This is a genomic window from Candidatus Binatia bacterium (assembly GCA_026415395.1).
In the GTDB taxonomy this organism is placed as follows: domain Bacteria; phylum Desulfobacterota; class Binatia; order HRBIN30; family HRBIN30; genus HRBIN30.
Genome location: JAOAHD010000017.1, coordinates 244,100 through 265,230, shown reverse-complemented (window position 1 = coordinate 265,230; position 21,131 = coordinate 244,100). Strand labels below are relative to the sequence as shown.

Sequence of the window (21,131 nt, the reverse complement as noted above, 5' to 3'; positions counted from 1 at the left end):
CGCATTGGAAAGCCGCACGAACGTTGCTGGTCGAGTCCTCTTTCGTGCTCGAGTTTGTCGGAGTAAACGGGTTTCACGGTTGCAAAGAACGGCATGAGTGCACTTCGACCGGTAGACACGGCAGTTCCGGCGAGCAGCTTTGGGGAAAACGAGCCGCTCTACTTCCGCATTTACGGGAACTATGCGGGGGCAGGACCGCGCTTTTACGATCCCGCAACTTTGCCGTGGACTGCAATCTTGCGGCGCGAGTGCCCAGCAATTCGCGCGGAGCTGCAAGCCTACTTGGAGCACGGCGGCCGCTTCGCTGAGCACTTCATCCCCGATCGGGTGGACATTCGCGGGTGGGGTGGAATCAAGCTCGTTACCCAGCGGCGCCCCTATCGCCAGGCGTTGCGCGCGTTTCCGCATACCGCCTCGGTGTTAGCGACAATTCCTGACCTAGTGTCCGCCTCGTTCAGCGTGCTCGAACCCGGAGCGCGGTTGCCGCAACATTGTGGCGACACCAATCTTTTTTACCGTGCGCACCTGGGGCTGGTCGTGCCGGGTCCGGCGGAGTTGTGCGGAATCGAAGTTGACGGTGAGCGGCGCGGTTGGGAGGAAGGCGGAGTGGTGGTGTTCAACGATGCCCGGCGACACTACGTGTGGAACTTGAGCGACCGCCCGCGCATCATCCTCATGTGCGACGTGATGAAGCCCGAGTACGGCGGCGGCAACCTGAGAAATTGTTCCTTGGTGCTCGGCGCAATTGCCCTGCTGTACTTGCAGTTCCGCGTGCCGTTTTTGCAGCGACTCCCCCGACCTGCGATCCGTGCGATGCACGAGGCCGCGAGCCTACCGTTTCGTGCTTACCTGGCCGCCTGTGCTTGGCCACCCGGCCTCGCGCCCGACCGGCGACACGGAGCGACTCTCGAGTAGCGAAGAGCGAATGGCGGATGGCGGATGGCGAACTCCTACCTCGGGGCGAGGGTGTGCGGATATCGCAGTGCGAGCGACGTTCGGCAACGATGCCTGTGGCCAATGAAATCCTCCCTCTCCCATTCCGGGGAAGAGGAGAACAAGGTGAGGGGGCGCCCCCGCTCGAATGGGCACACCGCTGTGCTGTGGCAGCTTAGGGGCGACGCATGCGTCGGCCCTACGGGTTGCGTCGGTGCGCGATGGCAAGATGCAAAGCACACGTTCCGCAGTCGCTATTTGCTATTCGCCGTTCGCTATTCGCTATTCGCGATTTCCCACCACTCGCAGCTTGCTACTCGCCACTCGCTGCTAGCCGGTTGCGCCTCTGTCACCGGCGGCTAAACGCCGCCCCCCTCTCCCCGCAGCGGGGAGCGAGGGGGGTGTAGATATTGCGGGGCGAGTCCATGCGGGGCAAACATCTAACCGCGGCGTAAAAATCCGCCCTCTCTTCCGGGAGGGGGGAGGGGGAGAGGGGGCGCCCGCGTTCCGCCGGGGCGCGGTGTTGCGCTGTGGCACCACGGGCGACGCATGCGTCGCCCCTACAATGACGACTCGCTTTGATTCAGCGTTCGCCGTTGCGGTGGTGTGTGGTCTCGCTCGAAGACACGCCTCATGCTAGCTCTGGCCGCGCTCAGCAGGGCCATGGAAATCAAGGATCGAACAGCGATTGTGGGCATCGGCCAGACGAAATTTGGCAAGGGTCTTCCGGAGACCGAGCTTGCCCTCGCTTGCCAGGCCATCTCAGCCGCGCTCGATGACGCGGGCATCGCTCCACGCGAGGTGGACGGACTGGTAATGTTCTCCATGGAGAACGGCCGGGAAGTGGAGGTGGCGCGGAATTTAGGCCTCGGTCCCATCACGTACTTTGGCGAAATCGGGTACGGCGGTGGTGCAGGCTGTGCCACTGTCGGCCACGCCGCGATGGCCGTCGCAACTGGGCAATGCCGCGTGGCGGTGGCTTGGCGTGCCCGCAAGCGCTCGGCGAAGAGCAGCCGCCCGTGGGCGAACGTGGCGCCGCGGGTGGGTGGGGCGGCACAGTGGACCCGTCCGTTCGGGCTGCTGCGCCCGGTGGATGAAATTGCCATGCTGACCCGCCGCTACATGCACGAATACGGCGCCACGCGCGATCACCTGGCGAACGTCGCGCTCGCGTGCCGCAAGCACGCCAATCGTAACCCCAACGCGACGTTTTTCGACCGGCCGCTCACGCGCGAGCAGTACATGTCTGCCCGCTGGATCAGCGAGCCGCTCTGTTTGTTCGACAACTGCCTCGAAACCGACGGCGCGCTCGCTGTCGTCGTCACCAGCGCGGAGCGCGCCCGCGATGCGAAGCACCCGCCAGTGTACATCCACGCCTTTGCGCAAAGCATCCCCGAGCAATGTCAGCCCATGACGAACTACTTTTGCGACGACCCGCTGCGCGGCCCGGCGTGGGACTGTGCGCGCCTTTTGTGGTCGAAGAGCGACTTTAAGCCGCAGGATGTGCGCGTCGCGCAAATTTACGACGCCTTCACCCCGCTGATTTTGCTGTCGCTCGAAGGGTACGGCTTTTGCGGCCGCGGCGAGGGCGGCCCGTTCACTGAAGGCGGCGCCCTCGAGTGGCCCGATGGCCGGCTTCCGGTCAACACCTCGGGGGGCGGCCTCTCGGAGGCTTACGTGCACGGCTTCAACTTGATCCTCGAAGGAGTGCGGCAGATGCGCGGGACCTCCACGTGTCAGGTTCCCGACGCTCCGTGCTGCTTGATCACGAGCGGCGAAGGGGTACCGACGAGCGCACTGTTGCTGCGGAGGTCAGGATGAGCGAAGACTGGTTGCTCCCGGATGTCGAAGACCCTGACAGTGCGCCTTTTTGGCAAGCCGCGGCACGCGGCGAACTGGTAGTCCAGAGCTGCGCTGCGTGCGGGAAGCGCCGCATGCCCCCGCGTCCGATGTGCCACTACTGCCGCTCGCTGGACCACCGCTGGGAACCGCTGTCCGGGCGGGGCACGATTTGGTCGTTCGTCATCGCCCATCCGCCGCTGTTGCCGGCCTACGAAGCGGTGGCACCGTACAATGTGATTGTCGTTGCTACTGCGGAGGACCCGAGCATCCGATTCGTGGGCAATTTGGTCGAATCGCCCGACGGCGCTTTTTATCGAACCAAACCCGAGCTGTTGCGCATCGGTGCCCCTGTTCGCGTCGTCTTTCAGGAAGTGGCTGGAGTGCATTTCCCCCGCTGGATGCTGGAGACTAGCGAACGTTAACGTCCCTCTTGCCTGCGGCCGCCAAAACCAGGTATGCGCCAGTGCAAGGAGTGGCGCACGATGGCGGCCCCGCTGGTGTACGACCCGTACAGTTACGAGGTCCATGAAAACCCCTATCCCATTTACGCCCGCTTGCGTGCGGAAGCGCCCGTCTATCACAACCCGGAGCGCAATTTTTATGCGCTCTCGCGCTACGACGATGTGCGCGACGCCATGCAGGACTGGCAGACGTTCTCTTCCCAGGGAGGCGTGTCCTTGGAGGGCAGCGGCAAAGCGCCGCCGATGATCATTGCCATGGATCCGCCGCGGCAAACGCGGCTGCGCCGCATCATCAGTGCCGCTTTTACTCCGCGGCGCGTGGCTGAGATGGAGCCGCAAATTCGTACCCTCGCACGGCGATTGCTGGCACCTCTGCTCGAGCAGGAGGAGTTCGACTTCATTGACGACTTCTCCGGCAAGCTGCCCATGGCGGTGATTGCCCACATGCTCGGCGTTCCTGAGCAAGACCATGACATGCTGCGGGCGTGGTCGGACTTGCTTCTCCATCGCGAGCCCAACGACCCACGGGTGACCCCTGCGGGTGTGGAGGCCGCGGGCAATATCGTGCGGTACTTCGCGCAAGCCGCCGAAGAGCGGCGGCAGCGGCCGGGCGCTGATTTATTGAGCGCGTTGCTGGAAGCGGAAGTCGAGGGCGAACGGCTCTCCCGCGAGGAAGTGTTAGGGTTTTGCTTCCTGCTGATTATTGCCGGTAACGAGACGACCACGAAAATGCTTGGCAACGCCGTGGATTTGCTTTATCGCCACCCGGATCAACGCGCCCGCCTGGTGCGCGAACCCGCGCGCATTGCCGATGCTGTGGAGGAGGTGTTGCGCTTCGAGCCGTCCACCCAAGCGTTGGCTCGGGTGGCGACGCGCGAGGTGACGCTGCACGACGTGACAATTCCCGCGGGCGCGCGGTTGCTGTTGCTCATTGGCTCCGCCAACCGCGATGAGCGCGTGATCGAGCGCGCCGACGAGTTCGATGTGTTTCGCACCCCAGTGGCCCACTTGGCCTTTGGCATCGGAACCCATTTTTGCTTGGGGGCGTCGCTCGCACGCTTGGAGGGGCGCGTGGCCCTCGAAGAAATCTTGAAGCTCATGCCTGACTATGAGGTCGACCGCTCCCGCTGCGAGCGCGTGCATTCGACCAACGTGCGCGGCTACGCCCATTTGCCCATGAGGGCGGGGAAACGAAGGGAGGAAAGGGTGCATGCGGCTTCGTGATCGGGTGGCGATCATTACGGGAGCAGGGCAAGGAATCGGCCGTGCGTACGCACACCGCTTTGCGCAAGAAGGCGCCAAAGTGGTCATTGCTGAGATCAATCCCGAGTGGGGAAAGCGCACCGAGGAGGAAATCCGCTCGACCGGCGACGAGGCGTGGTTCATCCAAACCGATGTGTCGAAGGAAGACAGCGTGAAAGCTTGCGCTGCCGAAACTCATAAGCGGTACGGCAGCATCGACATCCTCTTGAACAACGCCGCCATCTTTTACGGACTCGACCGCGAAGACACCTCGCTTGCCTATTTCAACCGAATCCTTTCTGTAAACCTCACCGGTGTGTGGCTCATGACCCGCGCGGTCGAGCCATACATGAAACGGCAACGCCGCGGCAAAATCATCAACCAATCCTCTACCGCAGCCTACATGGGCAATGTGGGTTTAGTGGATACCAGCGACCCCGATAAGCCATCGCCGCCGTTTCACTACAGCGTGGCGAAGATGGGTGTGAACGGCCTCACCAAATACTTCGCCGGCTCGCTCGGACCGTGGGGCATCAACGTCAATGCCATCGCTCCGGGGGTCACGCTCACAGAGGCGACCAAATCCGTCGTGCCCCCGGAAATGATCGACATGCTGGTTATGTACACCGCGCTTAAAAAGCCGCTGAAGCCCGAAGACCTCACCGGAACCGCAGTGTTCCTCGCTTCTTCGGATAGCGACATGATGACCGGCCAAGTGTTGGTGGTCGACGGCGGCATGATCATGCTGGGTTGACCAGCGAGGCTCCGATGCTGGAACCGTTCCGCCGCATTTTGGTGACGACCGACTTTTCGGAGGCGGGCGACCGTGCCATCCCGCACGCATTTCGCATGGCCGCCGACCATGGCGCGGAAGTGATTTTGTGCCACGTGATCGAGCCGGTGATCGTGCCGAACCCACTGTACGCGCAGTATTACCCGGGCGAGCTGCTGAGTCCGGACGTGTTGGCCCGCGCGCAGGACGATGCACGGGTTGCCTTGACGGAACGCGTGCCGCGCGACGAGGCGTTGGCTGGCGTGCAGTATCGGGTTGTGGTGGGGCAGGGGGCACCGGTCGAGGAGATCATCCGGATTGCCGAGGCGGAGGGGGTGGATTTGATCGTGATTGCGACCCACGGGCACACTGGGCTGAAGCATTTGCTCATGGGGAGCGTGGCGGAACGTGTCGTCCGCCACGCCCGTTGCGCTGTTCTGGTGGTGCGGTGAACCGCGCGCACCGCGCTCTCGTGTGGCGATGTGTGACACGCTGTCAGTGCTGGCAGCGCGGGCAGTAAAAACTGGAGCGACCCGTGTGCACCACCCGCCGAACGGGCGCTGCGCAAACGCCGCAAGGCTTCCCCGCCCGGTCGTATACGCGGAAGCGGTGCTGGAAGTAGCCGGGGCGACCGTTGCTGTCGTGAAAGTCGGCTATCGAACTCCCACCCGCAGCAATGGCTTCCTCAAGGGTCACCTGCAGGGCACCGTGGAGCCGATCGATCTCGGCACGAGTGAGGCGTCGGGCTGAGCGGCTGGGTCGAATGCCGGCAACGAACAGCGCTTCGTTGGCGTAAATGTTGCCGATCCCGGCCACCACGCGTTGGTCGAGAAGCAGGTTTTTGATGCTGCGCGCCGTGCGACGGCTCGCCCAGCGGAGGTAGTCCGGGGAGAACTCGGCGGCGAGAGCGTCCGGCCCCAGGCCAGCGAGCTCGCTGGCTGCCTCTCTCGGCCCGAGCCACACGAGGCCGAACCGGCGCGGGTCGTTGACAACGCAGCGCCGCCCGTCGGCTAGGAAGAACTCCACATGGTCGTGTTCTTCCGGTGCCCTATCCGGCGGCACGAGGCGTAACGTGCCGCTCATGCCGAAGTGCAAAAGAAGGATCTGTTCGTTGGAAAGCGCGAGGATCAGGTATTTGCCCTGCCGCTCCAGCGCGGAAATTCGGCAGCCCGCCGCGGCCTGCAGCGCGGCTTCGTCAACTGGCCTGCGCAGCCGTGGCTCGTGTACCTTGACCAGGGCGATTTCTGCTCCCAGGCACGGGACCAGGCTGCGGCGAATGGTTTCGACTTCAGGCAGCTCCGGCATGGTGGCTGAGTGCGGCGGCCAGGCGGAGAAAATCCTCCACCGCAAGCTCCTCCGCTCGGCAGCGCGGATCCAGTCCGGTTTGTTCGAGCACGGACTCAGGCTCCAGAGTGAGCTGCGCGAGGCTGTTGCGCAGTTGCTTGCGCCGCTGGTAAAAAAGGGTGCGCACGATGCGCCGCAAGGTGGCGAAATCTCCGGCCCGCGGGCGCAGCGCTTCGTCGGGTTCGATCACCACCACTTGCGAGTGAACTTTTGGTGGCGGCACGAACGCCCCCGGTGCAACCGTAAACCCCTTGCGCACACGCGCCACTGCTTGGGTGAGCACGGAGAGCGCCGAGTAAGATTTCGAGCGTGGACGCGCGTGCAGACGCTCGGCAACTTCGTATTGCACCATGACGACGATGCGCTCCGGCAGCACGGGTGCATCGAGCCAGCGTTCGAGCAGTGCTGTGGCGATATTGTAGGGTAAGTTCCCCACGATCGTGACTGGTGCGTGCTCGGCTAAAAACTTGCGCCAGTCGAGGGCAAGCGCATCGCTGGCTACTACCGTGACGTTGCCAGCCTCGCGCAACAAATCCTGCAATCGCGCCGCAAAGTCGGCATCGATTTCGATCAGCCACAAGTGCCGTGCCTCCAGCAGAAACTGCGTGAGCACGCCGAGGCCCGGGCCAATTTCCACCACATGCTTGCCGTTCACTGCGGCCAGCTCCGCCATGCGGTGAGCGATGGCTGGCTGCGCTAAGAAGTGCTGGCCGAGGGCCTTGCGAGGGTGGCGTCCGAGCGCCCCGAGCGCTTCGCGAATCCGCTCTCCTCCGAGAGTTGTGGAAGGCGGGCGGGCAGACTCCGGCTCGGCCGTGCGACTCTGCCCCCTCAGGCCGGAGCGCTCACAAGGGGAGGTCGGCAAAGGCATTGAGGTCGAGATCGTGCTGCTCGCCCTTGAGCAAGCGTTGCCAGCCGGCATAGCCGATCATGGCCGCGTTGTCGGTGCAATAGCGCATCGGGGGGATCACCACCTGTACGCCGCGCTCTGCGCCTAGCGCTTGTGCCCGTGCGCGCAAACGCGAGTTGGCCGACACTCCACCGGCAATGGCGAAACGGCGGCAGCCGGTCGCCTCCAATGCGGCAAAGCTCGTATCCAGCAGCATGTCGACCACCGCTTCCTGAAAACTCGCCGCCAAGTCGGCTCGGGCATTGTCGCTATCGAGCGGGTGCTCCTGCAGCCACAGGGCGACGGCGGTTTTGATCCCGCTGAAGCTGAAGTCAAAGGCACCGCCGTTGGCATTGTTCTTCAGCCGTGCGCGCGGAAACGCTAAGGCATTGGGGTCGCCGTTGCGGGCTAGGTCGTCGATCACCTTGCCGCCAGGAAAACCGAGTCCCATAAGTTTGGCCACTTTGTCGAATGCTTCCCCGGCGGCATCGTCGCGCGTGCTGCCGAGGTGGGTGTAGCGCCCGTAGTCTTCCGCCAAATACAAACTCGTGTGGCCGCCGCTGACCACCAAGCCCACGTAGGGAAATTCGAGCGCGGCCTCGATGAGCGGGGACAACAGGTGGCCTTCCAAGTGGTTTACGCCGAGAAAGGGGACGTTTTGCGCAAACGCCAGAGCCTTGGCGGTATTCAAACCGACCAGCAGCGAGCCGACGAGGCCCGGACCGTACGTGGCCACGATGGCGTCGATATCGCTGAGCTGCACACCGGCCCGCTCCAGGGCGGAGTCGACCAACGGCAAGATCGCGCGCATATGGGAGCGCGAAGCCAACTCGGGCACCACGCCACCGTAGGGCCGGTGCACCTCGTCTTGCGAGAGCACGATATTGGCACGCACCACGCCGTTTTCCAACACAGCGGTAGACGTATCGTCGCAGGAACTCTCGATGGCCAAGATTCTCATCGTCGCGAGCCCCGGAGTTTATTCAGGTTGGGCGAGCCTTGCCAGCCCGGTTTGGGCTTGCACGTTGGTGGGGTCCAACTCCGCTGCCCGCCGATAGGCTTGGCGCGCCTCGGGGAAGCGTCCGACCGCCTCGAGAACCTCGCCCCTCAAAGCGAGCACGCGGCTTTGCCATGCGCCGTTGGCCTGGCTTGCCAGTGTGAGGGCGCGGGCCGAGAAGGCTTCGGCTTGCTCTAGCCGACCCGCTTGCACGGCGGCGCGCGCGAGGAAGTAGAAGGCGTACACGTTATTGCCGTCCAAGGTGAGAGCGCGCTCGAGCCACTCGCGAGCAGCATCCGTCCGCCCATGCGCGAGCAAGCTGCGTCCTCGCTCCACGCAGCGGAGCGCCGCTGCGACATGCGCCGGTGTGCCGGGGCCGATCAGGGGGGCAACGGAGTCTTCGTTTGTCTTCGACACAGCGACGCTGCCGCCCGAGTTGGCGGGCGGTTGCGCCGCATGAGCCAGGGACGCCGCACCATCGCCAATGCCGAGTTGGCTCTCCTCGGCAGCAGGCGGCGTGGCTGCAGGCTTTGCCTCGGCGCCGCTCGGCTGCGGATTGCTCAAAGCTTCTTCGACAAACTCGGCCTCAGCCTGCCGTTCGCCTGGTTCGTCGGGTTCGAGACTCAAACGGTTCCGCTCTTCTAGGGCCGCCCGGCGGCGGGAGTGGACGGAATGGTCGCTGCCGGGCTCGATCGAGGTGCAGCCCAGCCAAGGAAGCGTGAAGAAAACCAAGAGCACGAACGAACACCGCAGCGGACGGGCCATAGAGGAAACGTCCCTTCCCTAGCGAAAGGCGGCGTGGTTCACCATGGAGAGCCCGCTAGGTCGCGGCGAAAGCCGCACCCATGCAAAGGCGGCACACATGAAGCCCCTGGCCGCCGGCCTTACGATCCCCCGTCAGGTAGTGGGCGGAGTGAAGCGAGAGTTCTGCCCGAGGGAGGCGACGCGATCGTTGCGGGCCCGGCTGCCGCATCTTCCGCCAGCGATCCATCCTCAGGCCCGCCGCGGAAGGAAGAGCGCCTTCGCTACCGGAAGTCCCGCAGCGCGGACGAATCCCTGCTGCACTCGGCCACCCGGCGGGCCTACCGACCCTGAGTATCCGCGGGTTGCCCCAACGAGTGGCCAACCCGGATGCCTCGCCGGGGCCACCGGGTTCGGAGCGCTGCCGGTCGGGTTGCTTTGGTCTCCTCCTCACCCTATTTCCCTCTCTTCCGGGAGGGGGAGAGGGAGGATCATTTGTGGCGGGCGGACAGCGTCGCCAAACGTTGCTCGCGCCGCGATAGGCAGACCCGCCGCCCACCGCAGGGGTAGAGGGTGCAGCGTCAGCCGCGGATGAAGGGCCAGCAGCGAGCGGCGAGTAGCGAGTGGCGGGAAATGGCGAATCCCGAATGGTGAATAGCGAATGATGAATGGCGGTTGGGTGCAGGCGAATTCGCGAAGGTGTTGGCATCAGCGCCGGGCGCCTCGCCGTCTTGGCACGTGGCACCAAGGCAATCGTAGGGGCGACGCATGCGTCGCCCCTACGGTACCGCAGGACGGCAACGTGTCGCGCGCAGAAGCGGCGCCCCTCACCCGCTCGGCGTGGGCGTGAAGTGGGAGTGGGAGTGGAAGTGGGCGTCGGAGTGGAAGCGAGGGTGGGAGTCGGTGTGGCTGTCGGTGGGGAGCGGCGCCAGCTTTGAAGGCGCCCGCGTCGCACTGGGCGAAGGTGGGTTCACCGAAACTCGTGCCCGCGTCGATCAGAGAGCGCGCGGAGCGCTGCCACCGCTGAGCAGTGAGGGCCCGGTCAGTACTCCAACGGCAACAGTTCTTTACCGACAGCGCGGGAGAGTTCGGCGACGGCAACGTTGTAGTCGTGCACCGCACGGAAATAATCGGTGCTCGCTTCCGTGTAGGTGCCCAGGCCCTTGAACAGCTCTTCTGCCTCGCCGATGCCGAGATCGAAGTTGCTCACCGTGGCAACGAGAAGGCTACGCCCCGCCTTCCGCCCCTCGGAGGCGGCGAGCATGGCTTCCCGCGCTTGCACCACTTGCCCATACGCTTTGTGCACCTCCAACTGCAGCCCAGAGAGCGCACCACGATGTTGCGCGCGCAGCTTCGCGAGATCCGCTTCTGCCTCGGCCACCTTGGCTTGCTTGCGCCAGAAATCCAACTCCCAACGAAACCCAAGCACGCCGACGGGACGGGTGTAGTTGAAGTCCTCTGCAGCAAATGGGTTCCGTTGCCGGGTGCGGTTCGGCGCAAGCCCATACTGGAATCCCGTGCTCAGGAAGAAAGAGGGAAAGAGTTCCGCCCGTTCCATTTCCACTTTGGCAGCTTGGGCGGCGAGGCCATGCGCAATTTGTGCCGCCTCGGGTCGCGAGCGCAGCGCTTCGTCCACGTACACCTCCACGGGGTCGAGCTGCAGGGCGACAGGATCGAGTTTACGGTCGGCAAGCCGCAGCTCGGCCTGCACATCCCTGCCGATGGCACGGGCCAATGCCTTGCGTGTGAGGGTTGTCGACGCTTTGACCTCGGCCACGCCGCGCGCCAACTTTGCGCGACCCGCCTGAAGCTTTAGTAAATCGATTTCAGTCACCGACGTCGAACCGCTCGCAAGCCGCTCTTGCACTTTGCGGATGGCTTTATCCATGTTCTCGACCATGTCTTCGAGAACGAGGGCGAGCTGGTCGGCGAGAAGCGCGCCGTAGTACAATCGCTTGACATTGAGCACGACATCGGCCCGCTTGGCCTCCCCTATGGCTTGCTGTGCGGAAAGTCCTTCTTGCGCCGCATCGAGGGCGGCCTGGAGCTTGCCGAAAGTCAAAAGGGGGACATTCACCATGACCTCGAGCTGTGTGAACGGCCCGAGGTTACGGAACACGGCGTTGCGGTTTTGTTTCGGCGGATCGAGGATGTCGCCCTTGGCTTCGGGAACAAATCCCAGAATCTGCCGGTACTCGGCTTCGCCCCACCGTCCAACCTGCGCTTGCGCGAGGCGGGCGCGCGCCGCGGCAATCTCGGCGGAAGCCGCTTGCAGGTCGGGATCGTGCTTCAGCGCTGAGCGGATGCACTCCGCGAGAGTCAGCGCCTCCGCTTCTGCTGCACTGCTCCGCCGAGGGACGAGAGCGGAGACAACCAGGAGCAGGCAGAGGACAAGGAAGCACCGCTCTCGCTGTCCTGGAAACCATCCGGAACGTGCGCGCCCGGTGCGCGAGTTTGCACTTCTGTTCCTGCGCTGAACTCCTGTCCACATGCCCATAGCCCTTTTCTCCCAGCGGGGATTCTGCTTGAACCATGCGCACTTCGTGGAAACAATGGGAACCGCTAGCAGTGTCGCCCCGGTGGCTGCGGCAGTGAAGCCGGCTGCAGAACTGGATTCCACCGCTCCTTTGGCTGAACGTAGTCGAGAAGTGGCCCTGCGTGTGGAAGGGTTGCGCAAGAGCTACGGTAGCGTGGTGGCCGTGCAAGGGCTGAGTTTTGAAATCTGTCGGGGCGAGGTGTTCGGACTGCTGGGTCCGAACGGCGCCGGGAAAACCACCACGATTTCGATGATTGCCACCCAGTTGCGGCCGACCGCCGGTGATGCCTTTGTGTTCGGGCACTCGGTCCGCAACGAAACGCGACGGGTCCGCGCATTGATCGGCATGGTGCCGCAGGACGTTTCTCTGTATCCGCAACTAACGGCGCGGGAGAACATCAAATTTTTTGGCCGTATGTACGGGGTGCCGAAGGCCAAACTCGAGCAGCGGGTGCAGGAGCTGCTGGAGCTCGTCGGCCTCGAAAATCGGCAAGACGAGCCGGTGCAAGAATTTTCAGGCGGAATGAAACGCCGGCTGAATCTTGCCGTGAGTTTGGTGCACGAGCCGAAGCTGGTGTTGCTCGACGAACCCACGGTGGGTGTGGATCCACATTCGCGAGAAAAGATCTTCTCCATCGTGCGCTCGCTGCGGGAGGCGGGCACCGCCATTCTTTATACCACTCATTACATGGAGGAGGCTGAACGCCTGTGCGACCGCATTGGCATCATGGACGAAGGCAAGATCATCGCCATGGGGCCGCTCATGACTTTGCTTAGCGACGCGGGGTGCTCGGAAGTGATCCACGTTCGCGGCTTACCTCGCGCGTTCGACTGCAGCGCTTTGCAATCCGTGCCCGGGGTCTGCCACCTCGAGGAGTTCGACGGTGGGGCGCGCTTGTTCGTGAGCAAAGCAGTGCATGCTCTGCCAGCGCTGCATCACTGTTTGCAGCCGTTTGCCGAGCGGGTGATGTTGGAAATTGCCCCACTCAGCCTCGAGGACTTGTTCTTGCAACTCACGGGTAAGGAGCTGCGCGACTGATGCGGCGCCCAGGGTTTGCCATCTTGGTGGTGTGCTGCGCCGGCTTGGCTGGTCCCAGCTCGGGGGCGGTGTCTCCCTTGGAGCGGACGCGAGCTGTGTTGGAGGAAGCACGGCAGATTGTCGATAGCGCCAAGACGCACAACGAAAAGCTCGCTGATCTTTCCCGCTTGCTCAAAGGTTTTCTCGACACGGATACCATGGGGCGAGAAGCGCTGGGGGACCACTGGTCGAAATTCTCACCGGCCCAGCGGCAAGAATTTTTACAGCTCTTTCGCGAGCTGTTTCAGCGCACCTACGTGCAGAAGTTGCTTCTGTTCGAGAAGCCGGACTTTGGCTACGTCGGCGAGCAGGTCAACGGCGATCGCGCCCGGGTGGAGACCAAAATTATTACCCCGCGAGATGAATTTGCGGTGATCTACCAGATGCGGCTCGACAATGGCACGTGGAAAGCGACCGACATTCAAATCGAGGACTTAAGTCTTACCGCGAATTTCCGCCGGCAGTTGGGTCGCTTGCTAGAAAAAGAGACGCCCAACGACTTGCTCGCCCGCATGCGCCGCAAGTATGGCCCGGGGGGAACGGGAAGCGAGGATGAGCTGTGAAGCTTCTCCGCGTGATGCTCAAAGACTTGCGGCTGATTGTTCGCGACCGCTCGGCGTTGGTCTCTCTGTTGGTGGTACCGATCATCATCATTTTGGTGGTGGCGGAAACTCAGTCGGAGATCGGCACACAAAGCATCTTGTTCCCCATCGTCAATGAAGACCAAGGGCCGGTGGCGAACGCCCTGATGAAGGTGTTTCGCGAGCACCTCGACGTACGCGAGGTGGACCGCGCCACTGCCGAGCGCTTAGTCGCGGTGGAAAATAAAGCGCCGGCGATGCTGGTGTTGCCGGCGGGCTTGAGCAAGCGTTACCTGACGAACAAGCCAAGCAAAATCGAGTTGCTCACCGATCCTGCGCAGTGGGCCGAGCTGCAAGCCATCCGCGTGATTTTTCTCTTGGCGGATCGCGAGGCAGCCTCGCTGGGCGATCCGTTCGAGGAGGAGCTGCTGACCTTGGAGGAGCGCAGTCTTACGGGGAAGCGCCTCAAGTTTACCTCGCTGGAGCAGAACATCCCTGGATTCAGTGTCATGTTCGTGCTCTTGAGCCTGATTTTCAGCGTGGCGTTTGGCCTTAGGGACGAAGAAGTGTGGGGCACCACCCGCCGGCTGGCAGTGGCTCCAGTGTCGCAGTTTACGATTTTGGGTGGCAAACTGGCTGCCCGGTTGATCGTGGGCACACTGCAATTGCTGATTTTGCTCGGCTTTGGCCACTGGGTGTACGGGTTGAGTTTAGGGAGCTCGCCTGTGGCCATGCTTGCCGTGGTCGTGTGCATCGTGTTTTCGATGGCTTGTTTCAGCATGATTGTGGCGGCGATGGCGCGCACGCGCGAGCAAATTATTCCGGTTGGGCTCTCCGCCGTGTTTATTCTCGCGGCGCTCGGCGGGTGTTGGTGGCCGTTTTACGAACAGCCGAAGTGGATGCAAACGATCGCTCATGGTTTGATGACGACATGGTCGATGTTTGCCATTCACGATGTGATGCTGCGCGACCGGACAATCGTGGAAGTGGCGCCAAAGTTGGGCATTTTGCTCGCCTACGGCGCGGTTTCGTTCGCCATTGGCATGCGGTTGTTCCGCTACAGCGAATTGTGAAAGAACGCGTGCAAGCACTCTCGCCTTACGGAAAAAGCGAGAGTAGGCTCGGCTAATCGACGAGTAGGGAGTGTACGATGAAGCGCATGGTTTCGCTGCTTGGATGGATGCTGGTCGGAAGCCTCTTCAGTGCGCAGGCATTTGCCATCACGTTGCGCGTGCAGGGAGCAAATGCGTCGCCGGGCGACACACCCGACGTGTGTGTGTACCTCGACGAGAACGATGGCACCGTATCAGGCCTGCAGGTGGACTTGGTGTGGGATTCGTCTTGTCTCACGGTGGATCGCGGCATGGGCGACCAAGGGGCGTGCGTGATGAATCCAGAAACCGGGCGCTCGACGTTTCAAACCCGTGTGCTCGCCAACGATCGGTTGCGGGCCTTGATGGTCAGCTTGAACGATACCACGCCCATGCCGGAAAGTGTCCACCAGGTCTTCTGTTGCCAATTTCGCGTGTCGCCAGCGGCGGGCGGGCGCACGTGCGGGATCAACGTGGCGAATGTGATCTTGTCGGACCGTAAGGGGCAGAGAATTAACGTGACCGGGGTTGGCGGTAGCATCACCGTAGCCCGTGCCGGCGACCAGGGCGGGGTGCCCGTTGGTGGCACGGGATCGGGTGGGGTGATAGCCCCGGCAATTGTGGGTGGCGGCCAAAGCGGCATGGGGAGCGGCGGTGCCGCTGCAGGCGCGGCACCGGCTGCGCCACCAGCGGCGGGTGTCAGTGGCGGTGCGGCGCCGGCGGCAGCTCCAGCGGTTGCCCCCGCTCCGGCGGTTCAAGCCCCGCCAGCCGCGGGAGTGCCGGCACAAGTGGCGCCGGCACCGGCCGAAGTGATGGCAGGGGCGACACCGCAGGCAGAGGGCACGGCACAACCCGCTGTGGCCACCCCCGAGCCTACGGCAGCGGGCACAGCACCGACCAAGCCAGCGTCTCTAGCGAAAACTCCAGCCGCGGTCGGTACGCCGACACCGGAGGGTAAGAAGAGCCCCGCACAGGCGACCCCAGCCGGCGCAACGCCGGCGGGAAGCCCGTCGCCGCAGAAGGGGAAGGAGCACCATCGTGGGAAGAAGTGAGCCGCGAACGGTCAGCGCTCGATACCCAAAAGGAGGAACACCATGCACTATGGCTTAATGATCTTCGCCACGGATTATGCAATTCGGCCGGACGAACTCGCGCGGGAAGCAGAGGCGCGCGGGTTCGAATCGTTGTTCTTTCCTGAGCACACCCATATCCCAACCAGCCGCCGCACCCCCTGGCCCGGTGGCGGCGAGCTTCCGAAAGAGTACTGGCACACGCACGACCCGTTTGTGGCATTGGCGACGGCTGCGGCAGTTACCCACCGGATCAAAATCGGCACGGGCATTTGCTTGGTCATTCAGCGCGACACGATCACGCTCGCCAAAGAAGTGGCGTCGCTCGACTTCTTGTCTGGAGGTCGGTTCATCTTCGGTATCGGAGGAGGTTGGAACGTAGAGGAGATGGCGAACCACGGTACCGACTTCCGCACGCGTTGGAAAAAACTGCGGGAACAGGTGGCGGCGCTCAAGCGCATTTGGACCGAGGACGAGCCGGAGTTTCACGGCCAATTCGTGAACTTCGATCCCATCTGGTCGTGGCCGAAGCCGGTGCAAAAGCCTCATCCGCCCATCCTGTTGGGCGGCCATTCGCGGCAAGTGCTCGAGCGCGTGGTGGATTACTGCGATGGCTGGCTGCCGCTCGGGGTGCGAGGCACGGCGATCCTCCCGCAAATTGAAGAGTTGCGCCGAGTAGCAGAGGAGAAGGGGCGTGATCCGAAAACGGTGTCTATCAGCGTCTTCTCCGCACCGGCGGATCCCAAAGTCATCGAGGCTTTCCGCGCGGCAAAGGTCGAACGGGTCATTTTCGGACTGCCGCCGGCCGGTAGAGACAAGGTTCTGCCATTGCTCGATCGCTATGCGCAAATCATCGCTTAGCGAGTGCCTGCCGCACGGTTGCTCTCAGCTCCTTTGCTGGAGAGTCCCCGGGCGCGCTGGCGTGTGAGGTCGCCCTTACGGGCCTGAGGGAGGCAGCCTGCAAGATTGCGCGGGGATCGAACCACCTGAATGCCCGCGCGCGCCTGCCGCCCGCAGTCCGCGTGCCAGCGTGTGGCGCGGCTGCGGGGATCAGTCGGAGTGTTTGCCCGCTGAAGGCGAGGCGTGCGGGTGTCGCTAGCGGTTCAAGAGGGGTGGTAAAAAGTGGTAAAAAGGGAGCCATGGATCGCAGCGGGGCGCGTTTTCGGAACTCAGTCGGGTGGTTTTCCATTATGGCGTGTTTGCTGGTTGCGGGCTGCGGAGGCGGCGGGGCTGGACCAGGGGCAAGCGGCGGCGGCAGCGAGCCAGCGATTGCCGACGGAAGTCGCTCGAGCGACGTCCCATGGTGGAGCGAGTTGGCGGGGCAGGGTGGGTAGGAGGTGGTCAACGTGGTTGCGGTGGAAGGGAGATCGCACGAACCGGGTGCGACGGACATCGTTGATGTTTGTGTGAACCTCGAGGTGAACAGCGGCCACGTTGCTGGTGTGCAGGCGGACTTGCTTTGGGACCCGGTTTGTTTGTCGGCCGAGGCACCCGTTGGTGATGAGGTGAAATGCGGACTCGGTGCCGGAGTTGACCGCGACACATTCATGGTCCGTCTCGTTGAGCCCGCGCGGATGCGCGCGTTGATGGTTAGCCTCCGGGATACGCGGCCCTTGCCGGCCGAGGTGAATCGCTTGTTCTGCTGTGTTTTTCGGACCGCTGGAGGCGCTGCGCACTGTGAAGTGGATCTCGATAACCTGATTCTCTCCGATCCCCGAGGCCGGCGCCTCCCGGTGGAACTTCGCCCAGGCACCGTTGAAGCAAACGGCTGACCGATTGAGCCGTGGAACCTGCCGCTCGCCGTGCCGTGCTTGACTGCACGGGGCAAAGCGAGTAGCCGGCGTGCCCATGCGTAGGCACAGCTTCACTTGGGTTGCCCGGCTCTTGCTCGGGTTGTGGTGTGCGGTTGTGGTGGCAGCTTGCGGAAGCAACGAAATTACTTCCGCGGTTGAGCCGACGGGAACGCCGACATCGACTGCGACGTCGTTCCCCGCAACCCCGACGCCCACTCGGACGGCAACCGAGCTTCCGCCGGCTACAGCTTCCCCGACCCCGCCGCCCACGCTGCGAATGACAGCGACTCCCACCGCAAGCTTCACTCCAATTCCCCCGACCTCCACGGCCACCTCTTCCCAAACACCGACGGCCACGGCCACGCTGCTCCGCCCAGCGCGGCTGCTGTACTCCCTGGACGTGAGCAACCCCCGGAACCCGTTTCCGAGCGATCGCTTACTTGCGCCGGACGGCCGACCGGATGTGCCGCCGGCGTACTTGGAACTCGCACTTCCCGGGCAGCCTCCGCTGGCGGCAGCGCGGGTGTACAGCCAAGAAGTCGCCCGGCAGCTCCGCGCCTTGGACGGCTTCTCCACGTTTGCACCGATTCGCGTGCCGTTCGATCAGCCCGTGGTGGCAGATGCCGGTTTGTATCCGCGTGGCATTTGGTTGCTCAAATACCACGACCTCGCGGCGGCCCCCGCCGCGGTGACCGCTTCCTTTTGGGCCCCAGAGACCGTGCTGGAAATTTTGCCCGTGGTGCCGCTGGAGCCAAAGACGACGTACGTTCTGATCGTCACCGACGAGCTCACGGATCTTCACGGATTTCGGGTGCAGGCCAGCGATGACTTCCGGCGCCTGGTTGCGGGCTCGGATTTAGACGCAGCGGCCGCGCAGTGGCGCGAACGGCTCGTACCGGTATGGGACTTCTTGGCGCAATCGTACAACTTGCCTCGCGAGCGGCTGCTGCTCACGGAACTATTCACCACGCAGAGTACGGTGGACGACTTGGTGACCATCCGGCAGCGTTTCGATGCTGGCGAGCTCGTTCCCGGGCAGCCGGTATTGGATCGCCCACTGGGTGATTTGCAAACGGGGATCTTTCCCGAAGGTACCGACGGCTATGCGAGTCTCCTGGGGAGCCGCACCACGTCCAACGTTTCAGCCGTGGCCGTGGGATATTTCGATTCCTTCGACTTTCGGGAGCGGCCGAACGGTGCGTTCGACCCAGCGAAGATTGCCGGAACCGTGACGCCGAGTACGAACAAAGTCGACTTCTACATGGTGCTACCGAAGGCAGCGAAGCCGGCTACGGGCTACCCGGTCGTGATCTTTGGCCACGGCCTAGGGGGCTCCGGCCGCGACGTGACGCAGATTGCGCGCACGAATCTCGATTTGCCCTTGGTAGGGATTGCAATCTCGGCTTTGCAGCATGGGCGGCGGGGGAACGTTGTCAACTTCTTCAATCTTCAGAGTATCACCACCACGCGGGAATATTTTCGTCAGACCATTGCCGATTTCGTGCAGCTCGCTCGCATGATTCAAAATGCGCACGCGGCCGGAATTGCGCCCTTCGATCAGGTAGATCCCAACCGCATCCATTACCTCGGTGGTTCGTTGGGCGGCATCATGGGAACGATGTTCATGGCCGTGGAGTCGAAGGTGCTCGTAGGGATGCTCAGTGTGCCTGGAGGTGGACTGCCGAACATTCTCGCCTCCCGGGAAATTCGTCAGCTCATCGAGCCGCTTCTCGGGATCTTCGTGGGAATTACCCCCGACAGTCCATACTTCGCTCCCTTCTTGCACCGCTTCCAACAAATTGCGCAGTGGGCGTTGGATCCTGCCGATCCGATCAACTACGCGCCGTATGTCATTGCGCCCGACCGGCGGTTACCCGGGGCGCCTCCGAAGCGCATTTTGATGCACGAAGGGATTGTGGATGCTGTGGTCCCGAACCGCACCACGGAGGATCTGGCCTTGGCGATGCAGCTTCCAGATTTGAATCTCACGCGAGGTTGTATGAGTGCGTCAGGGTGCAGCGGGATTTGGCGCTTCGTCATGACTGATTATGGGCAAGGCGAGTTCGACGGCCATACGGTGACGATCACGGTGACCGAAGCCCTTCGGCAGGCATTTGCCTTTTTGTTGAGCGACGGCACTTACATTCCTGATGCGAGCCCCGGAGCGGTCATTGATCTCGACAGTGCCTTGCTCGACGAGTCTCTCTTTTTTGATCGCGCTGTGGGGTGGTGAGGTGGTGCTCGGGCGGGATTTGCGCGAATGAAGGGCCATGGCGGCTGACCGGATCGAGCCTGCAGTCAGAGAATTCATCGAGCGACAGCATGTGTTTTTTGTCGCCACTGCCCCGCTTGCTCGCAATGGGCACGTGAACCTTTCTCCGAAGGGACTGGATTCGCTGCGCGTGCTCGACGACCGTACGGTGGCGTACCTCGACCTGACCGGCAGCGGCGTGGAGACGATCGCACATCTTAAGGAAAACGGCCGCATCACCCTGATGTTTTGTGCCTTTGAGGGAGAGCCCAAAATCGTGCGCGTGTACGGCCGCGGAGAAGTGCTGGAGCCGGGTGACCCTGGTTTTGCGGCGTTGCGCTCCTGCTTCCCCCCGTTGCCGGGAGTGCGCGCGATGATTCGTGTGCGGGTGCAGAGGGTGGCGCAGTCTTGCGGGTACGGCGTGCCCGTGTACCAGTTTGTCGGCGAGCGTGAACAATTGGTCAAGTGGGCCGAGCGCAAGGGTGAGGCCGGCTTGCGCGACTACCAGTTGCGGCACAACCTCCGGAGTATCGACGGTCTGCCCGGTCTCGATGTTCCCGGCAACCCAGTGCCGAGGTCTCGACCGGGTTAAGGGTTCAGGCGCGCAAAGCTGTCGAGCCGGTTCATCAAGCGAATGCACAGTTGTGCATGCAAGGCGAGGTTGGTGGCAACAATTTGGTCGCCGAACAAATCTAGAGGCTGCCCCCGGAATGTGCTGACCATCCCTCCCGCCTCTTGTACAACGAGGCTTCCTGCCGCGACGTCCCACGCATGAAGGCGCCATTCCCAGAACCCATCGTACCGAGCCGCGGCCACCCAACACAGATCGAGGGCTGCCGATCCGAAGCGGCGCACATCCTGAGCCACGGCAACGAAGTCGCGTAAGAAGGCAACGTAAAAGTCGGGCCGTTGCTGGCGGTCGTAGGGAAATCCAGTCGCGAGCAGTGCCTGATGCAGGACATTCGTGGTCGACACGGAGATGCGCTGCTGGTTCAAAAACGCGCCACCGCCGCGGCGAGCGGAGAAGAGTTCGTTGCGCATCGGGTCGTAGACGACGCCCACATTGATCCGCGTGCCGTACCCAAAGGCAATCGACACGGCAAAGTGGGGAACTCCGTGCACGAAGTTCACTGTGCCGTCCAGCGGGTCTACGTACCAAGCCGGCTCGGAGCTGCTCGGCCGCCCACTCATCGCACTTCCGCTGGTTTCCTCGGCCACGATGGTGTGTCCCGGAAAGCGCTCTCGAATGTGGGAGACGATGATCTCTTCGGCCTCCCGATCGGTGTTGGTAACCAAATCGACTGGCCCCTTGTATTCCACTCGGCGAGCTTGCGACCAGGCGCGGCGAATGTGTTCGCCCGCTCTGCGAGCAGCGGCGATTGCGACGGATTCCACCTGATCTTCTGCCACCTTGGCCATGTGCACCCCCCACCGGAGCGGGCCGAGTATTTTGGAGTCTCGGGTCGGGCGTGCGGCCTGCGTAGCAACGGGCAGTATGGTTGTGCAACAAAGG

Annotated in this window: 21 protein-coding genes; 15 read left to right on the top strand and 6 right to left on the bottom strand. The window is 63.0% G+C overall.

From position 1 onward, the window contains the following. The first annotated feature begins 93 nt into the window (after window positions 1-93). The 6 genes from N3C12_14245 to N3C12_14220 all read left to right on the top strand — a co-directional run bounded on the left by N3C12_14245 (window position 94) and on the right by N3C12_14220 (window position 5,702). Window positions 94-915 carry an aspartyl/asparaginyl beta-hydroxylase domain-containing protein gene (locus tag N3C12_14245; protein ID MCX8073587.1) on the top strand — a complete coding sequence of 274 codons (822 nt, stop codon included), beginning with the start codon at window positions 94-96 and terminating at the stop codon, window positions 913-915. A gap of 681 nt (window positions 916-1,596) precedes the next feature. Beyond that, window positions 1,597-2,754 carry a lipid-transfer protein gene (locus N3C12_14240; GenBank protein ID MCX8073586.1) on the top strand — a complete coding sequence of 386 codons (1,158 nt, stop codon included), beginning with the start codon at window positions 1,597-1,599 and terminating at the stop codon, window positions 2,752-2,754. Continuing rightward, window positions 2,751-3,197 (top strand): OB-fold domain-containing protein, encoded by a 447-nt coding sequence (locus tag N3C12_14235; protein ID MCX8073585.1) that lies wholly within the window; start codon window positions 2,751-2,753, stop codon window positions 3,195-3,197. Before N3C12_14240 ends, N3C12_14235 begins: the two co-directional genes overlap by 4 nt. 60 nt (window positions 3,198-3,257) lie before the next feature. Continuing rightward, the gene (locus N3C12_14230; protein ID MCX8073584.1) at window positions 3,258-4,460 is read left to right on the top strand and encodes a cytochrome P450; all 1,203 of its coding nucleotides are present in this window, start codon (window positions 3,258-3,260) and stop codon (window positions 4,458-4,460) included. Then, window positions 4,447-5,232: an SDR family oxidoreductase gene (locus N3C12_14225; GenBank protein MCX8073583.1), complete on the top strand. Its 786-nt coding sequence runs from the start codon at window positions 4,447-4,449 to the stop codon at window positions 5,230-5,232. The genes N3C12_14230 and N3C12_14225 overlap by 14 nt, the downstream gene beginning before the upstream one ends. Before the next feature lie 14 nt (window positions 5,233-5,246). Then, complete coding sequence (locus N3C12_14220; protein ID MCX8073582.1) at window positions 5,247-5,702, top strand: universal stress protein; 456 nt, start codon at window positions 5,247-5,249, stop codon at window positions 5,700-5,702. A gap of 43 nt (window positions 5,703-5,745) precedes the next feature. Here the strand turns inward: N3C12_14220 and mutM are convergent, their stop codons facing one another. From mutM to N3C12_14195, 5 genes are all read right to left on the bottom strand, one after another. Next, window positions 5,746-6,555, bottom strand: a complete 810-nt coding sequence (mutM, locus tag N3C12_14215; GenBank protein MCX8073581.1) for a bifunctional DNA-formamidopyrimidine glycosylase/DNA-(apurinic or apyrimidinic site) lyase — start codon at window positions 6,553-6,555, stop codon at window positions 5,746-5,748. Then, window positions 6,539-7,462 (bottom strand): 16S rRNA (adenine(1518)-N(6)/adenine(1519)-N(6))-dimethyltransferase RsmA, encoded by a 924-nt coding sequence (gene rsmA / locus N3C12_14210; protein ID MCX8073580.1) that lies wholly within the window; start codon window positions 7,460-7,462, stop codon window positions 6,539-6,541. Before rsmA ends, mutM begins: the two co-directional genes overlap by 17 nt. Next, window positions 7,437-8,441, bottom strand: a complete 1,005-nt coding sequence (tsaD, locus tag N3C12_14205; GenBank protein MCX8073579.1) for a tRNA (adenosine(37)-N6)-threonylcarbamoyltransferase complex transferase subunit TsaD — start codon at window positions 8,439-8,441, stop codon at window positions 7,437-7,439. The genes rsmA and tsaD overlap by 26 nt, the downstream gene beginning before the upstream one ends. A gap of 18 nt (window positions 8,442-8,459) precedes the next feature. Next, complete coding sequence (locus N3C12_14200) at window positions 8,460-9,242, bottom strand: tetratricopeptide repeat protein (GenBank protein MCX8073578.1); 783 nt, start codon at window positions 9,240-9,242, stop codon at window positions 8,460-8,462. A 1,018-nt stretch (window positions 9,243-10,260) separates the two neighbouring features. Then, a complete protein-coding gene (locus tag N3C12_14195; protein ID MCX8073577.1) occupies window positions 10,261-11,709 on the bottom strand; it encodes a TolC family protein in 1,449 nt (482 codons plus the stop codon). 61 nt (window positions 11,710-11,770) lie between these two features. On the opposite strand from N3C12_14195, the gene N3C12_14190 reads away from it, so the two are divergent. From N3C12_14190 to N3C12_14150, 9 genes are all read left to right on the top strand, one after another. Further along, window positions 11,771-12,793: an ABC transporter ATP-binding protein gene (locus N3C12_14190; GenBank protein ID MCX8073576.1), complete on the top strand. Its 1,023-nt coding sequence runs from the start codon at window positions 11,771-11,773 to the stop codon at window positions 12,791-12,793. Then, on the top strand, window positions 12,793-13,395 hold the full coding sequence (locus N3C12_14185) for an ABC transporter substrate-binding protein (protein ID MCX8073575.1): 603 nt from the start codon (window positions 12,793-12,795) through the stop codon (window positions 13,393-13,395). Before N3C12_14190 ends, N3C12_14185 begins: the two co-directional genes overlap by 1 nt. Continuing rightward, on the top strand, window positions 13,392-14,486 hold the full coding sequence (locus N3C12_14180) for an ABC transporter permease (protein MCX8073574.1): 1,095 nt from the start codon (window positions 13,392-13,394) through the stop codon (window positions 14,484-14,486). The genes N3C12_14185 and N3C12_14180 overlap by 4 nt, the downstream gene beginning before the upstream one ends. Before the next feature lie 77 nt (window positions 14,487-14,563). After that, window positions 14,564-15,556, top strand: coding sequence for a hypothetical protein (locus tag N3C12_14175; protein ID MCX8073573.1), 993 nt, complete (start codon window positions 14,564-14,566; stop codon window positions 15,554-15,556). A 42-nt stretch (window positions 15,557-15,598) separates the two neighbouring features. Beyond that, window positions 15,599-16,435, top strand: a complete 837-nt coding sequence (locus tag N3C12_14170; GenBank protein MCX8073572.1) for an LLM class F420-dependent oxidoreductase — start codon at window positions 15,599-15,601, stop codon at window positions 16,433-16,435. A gap of 278 nt (window positions 16,436-16,713) precedes the next feature. Further along, window positions 16,714-16,908, top strand: a complete 195-nt coding sequence (locus N3C12_14165) for a hypothetical protein (GenBank protein MCX8073571.1) — start codon at window positions 16,714-16,716, stop codon at window positions 16,906-16,908. A 3-nt stretch (window positions 16,909-16,911) separates the two neighbouring features. After that, window positions 16,912-17,346 (top strand): hypothetical protein, encoded by a 435-nt coding sequence (locus N3C12_14160; GenBank protein ID MCX8073570.1) that lies wholly within the window; start codon window positions 16,912-16,914, stop codon window positions 17,344-17,346. Between the two features lie 76 nt (window positions 17,347-17,422). After that, window positions 17,423-19,600 (top strand): hypothetical protein, encoded by a 2,178-nt coding sequence (locus tag N3C12_14155; protein ID MCX8073569.1) that lies wholly within the window; start codon window positions 17,423-17,425, stop codon window positions 19,598-19,600. A 37-nt stretch (window positions 19,601-19,637) separates the two neighbouring features. Next, complete coding sequence (locus tag N3C12_14150; protein ID MCX8073568.1) at window positions 19,638-20,210, top strand: pyridoxamine 5'-phosphate oxidase family protein; 573 nt, start codon at window positions 19,638-19,640, stop codon at window positions 20,208-20,210. On the opposite strand, the gene N3C12_14145 is transcribed toward N3C12_14150, so the two are convergent. Continuing rightward, window positions 20,207-21,037 carry an inositol monophosphatase gene (locus N3C12_14145; protein ID MCX8073567.1) on the bottom strand — a complete coding sequence of 277 codons (831 nt, stop codon included), beginning with the start codon at window positions 21,035-21,037 and terminating at the stop codon, window positions 20,207-20,209. The genes N3C12_14150 and N3C12_14145 overlap by 4 nt on opposite strands. Window positions 21,038-21,131 lie beyond the last annotated feature (94 nt).

What these genes read in the sequence shown, in the direction of transcription:
- N3C12_14185 (MCX8073575.1), top strand. Translation starts at nt 12,793, where the DNA reads ATGCGGCGCCCAGGGTTTGCCATCTTGGTGGTGTGCTGCGCCGGCTTG.
- N3C12_14225 (MCX8073583.1), top strand. Translation starts at nt 4,447, where the DNA reads ATGCGGCTTCGTGATCGGGTGGCGATCATTACGGGAGCAGGGCAAGGA.
- N3C12_14175 (MCX8073573.1), top strand. Translation starts at nt 14,564, where the DNA reads ATGAAGCGCATGGTTTCGCTGCTTGGATGGATGCTGGTCGGAAGCCTC.
- N3C12_14190 (MCX8073576.1), top strand. Translation starts at nt 11,771, where the DNA reads ATGGGAACCGCTAGCAGTGTCGCCCCGGTGGCTGCGGCAGTGAAGCCG.
- N3C12_14220 (MCX8073582.1), top strand. Translation starts at nt 5,247, where the DNA reads ATGCTGGAACCGTTCCGCCGCATTTTGGTGACGACCGACTTTTCGGAG.
- N3C12_14165 (MCX8073571.1), top strand. Translation starts at nt 16,714, where the DNA reads ATGGATCGCAGCGGGGCGCGTTTTCGGAACTCAGTCGGGTGGTTTTCC.
- N3C12_14200 (MCX8073578.1), bottom strand. Translation starts at nt 9,242, where the DNA reads ATGGCCCGTCCGCTGCGGTGTTCGTTCGTGCTCTTGGTTTTCTTCACG.
- N3C12_14170 (MCX8073572.1), top strand. Translation starts at nt 15,599, where the DNA reads ATGCACTATGGCTTAATGATCTTCGCCACGGATTATGCAATTCGGCCG.
- N3C12_14230 (MCX8073584.1), top strand. Translation starts at nt 3,258, where the DNA reads ATGGCGGCCCCGCTGGTGTACGACCCGTACAGTTACGAGGTCCATGAA.
- N3C12_14240 (MCX8073586.1), top strand. Translation starts at nt 1,597, where the DNA reads ATGGAAATCAAGGATCGAACAGCGATTGTGGGCATCGGCCAGACGAAA.
- N3C12_14235 (MCX8073585.1), top strand. Translation starts at nt 2,751, where the DNA reads ATGAGCGAAGACTGGTTGCTCCCGGATGTCGAAGACCCTGACAGTGCG.
- N3C12_14245 (MCX8073587.1), top strand. Translation starts at nt 94, where the DNA reads ATGAGTGCACTTCGACCGGTAGACACGGCAGTTCCGGCGAGCAGCTTT.
- mutM (MCX8073581.1), bottom strand. Translation starts at nt 6,555, where the DNA reads ATGCCGGAGCTGCCTGAAGTCGAAACCATTCGCCGCAGCCTGGTCCCG.
- N3C12_14145 (MCX8073567.1), bottom strand. Translation starts at nt 21,037, where the DNA reads ATGGCCAAGGTGGCAGAAGATCAGGTGGAATCCGTCGCAATCGCCGCT.
- N3C12_14150 (MCX8073568.1), top strand. Translation starts at nt 19,638, where the DNA reads ATGGCGGCTGACCGGATCGAGCCTGCAGTCAGAGAATTCATCGAGCGA.
- N3C12_14155 (MCX8073569.1), top strand. Translation starts at nt 17,423, where the DNA reads ATGCGTAGGCACAGCTTCACTTGGGTTGCCCGGCTCTTGCTCGGGTTG.
- rsmA (MCX8073580.1), bottom strand. Translation starts at nt 7,462, where the DNA reads ATGCCTTTGCCGACCTCCCCTTGTGAGCGCTCCGGCCTGAGGGGGCAG.
- N3C12_14195 (MCX8073577.1), bottom strand. Translation starts at nt 11,709, where the DNA reads ATGTGGACAGGAGTTCAGCGCAGGAACAGAAGTGCAAACTCGCGCACC.
- tsaD (MCX8073579.1), bottom strand. Translation starts at nt 8,441, where the DNA reads ATGAGAATCTTGGCCATCGAGAGTTCCTGCGACGATACGTCTACCGCT.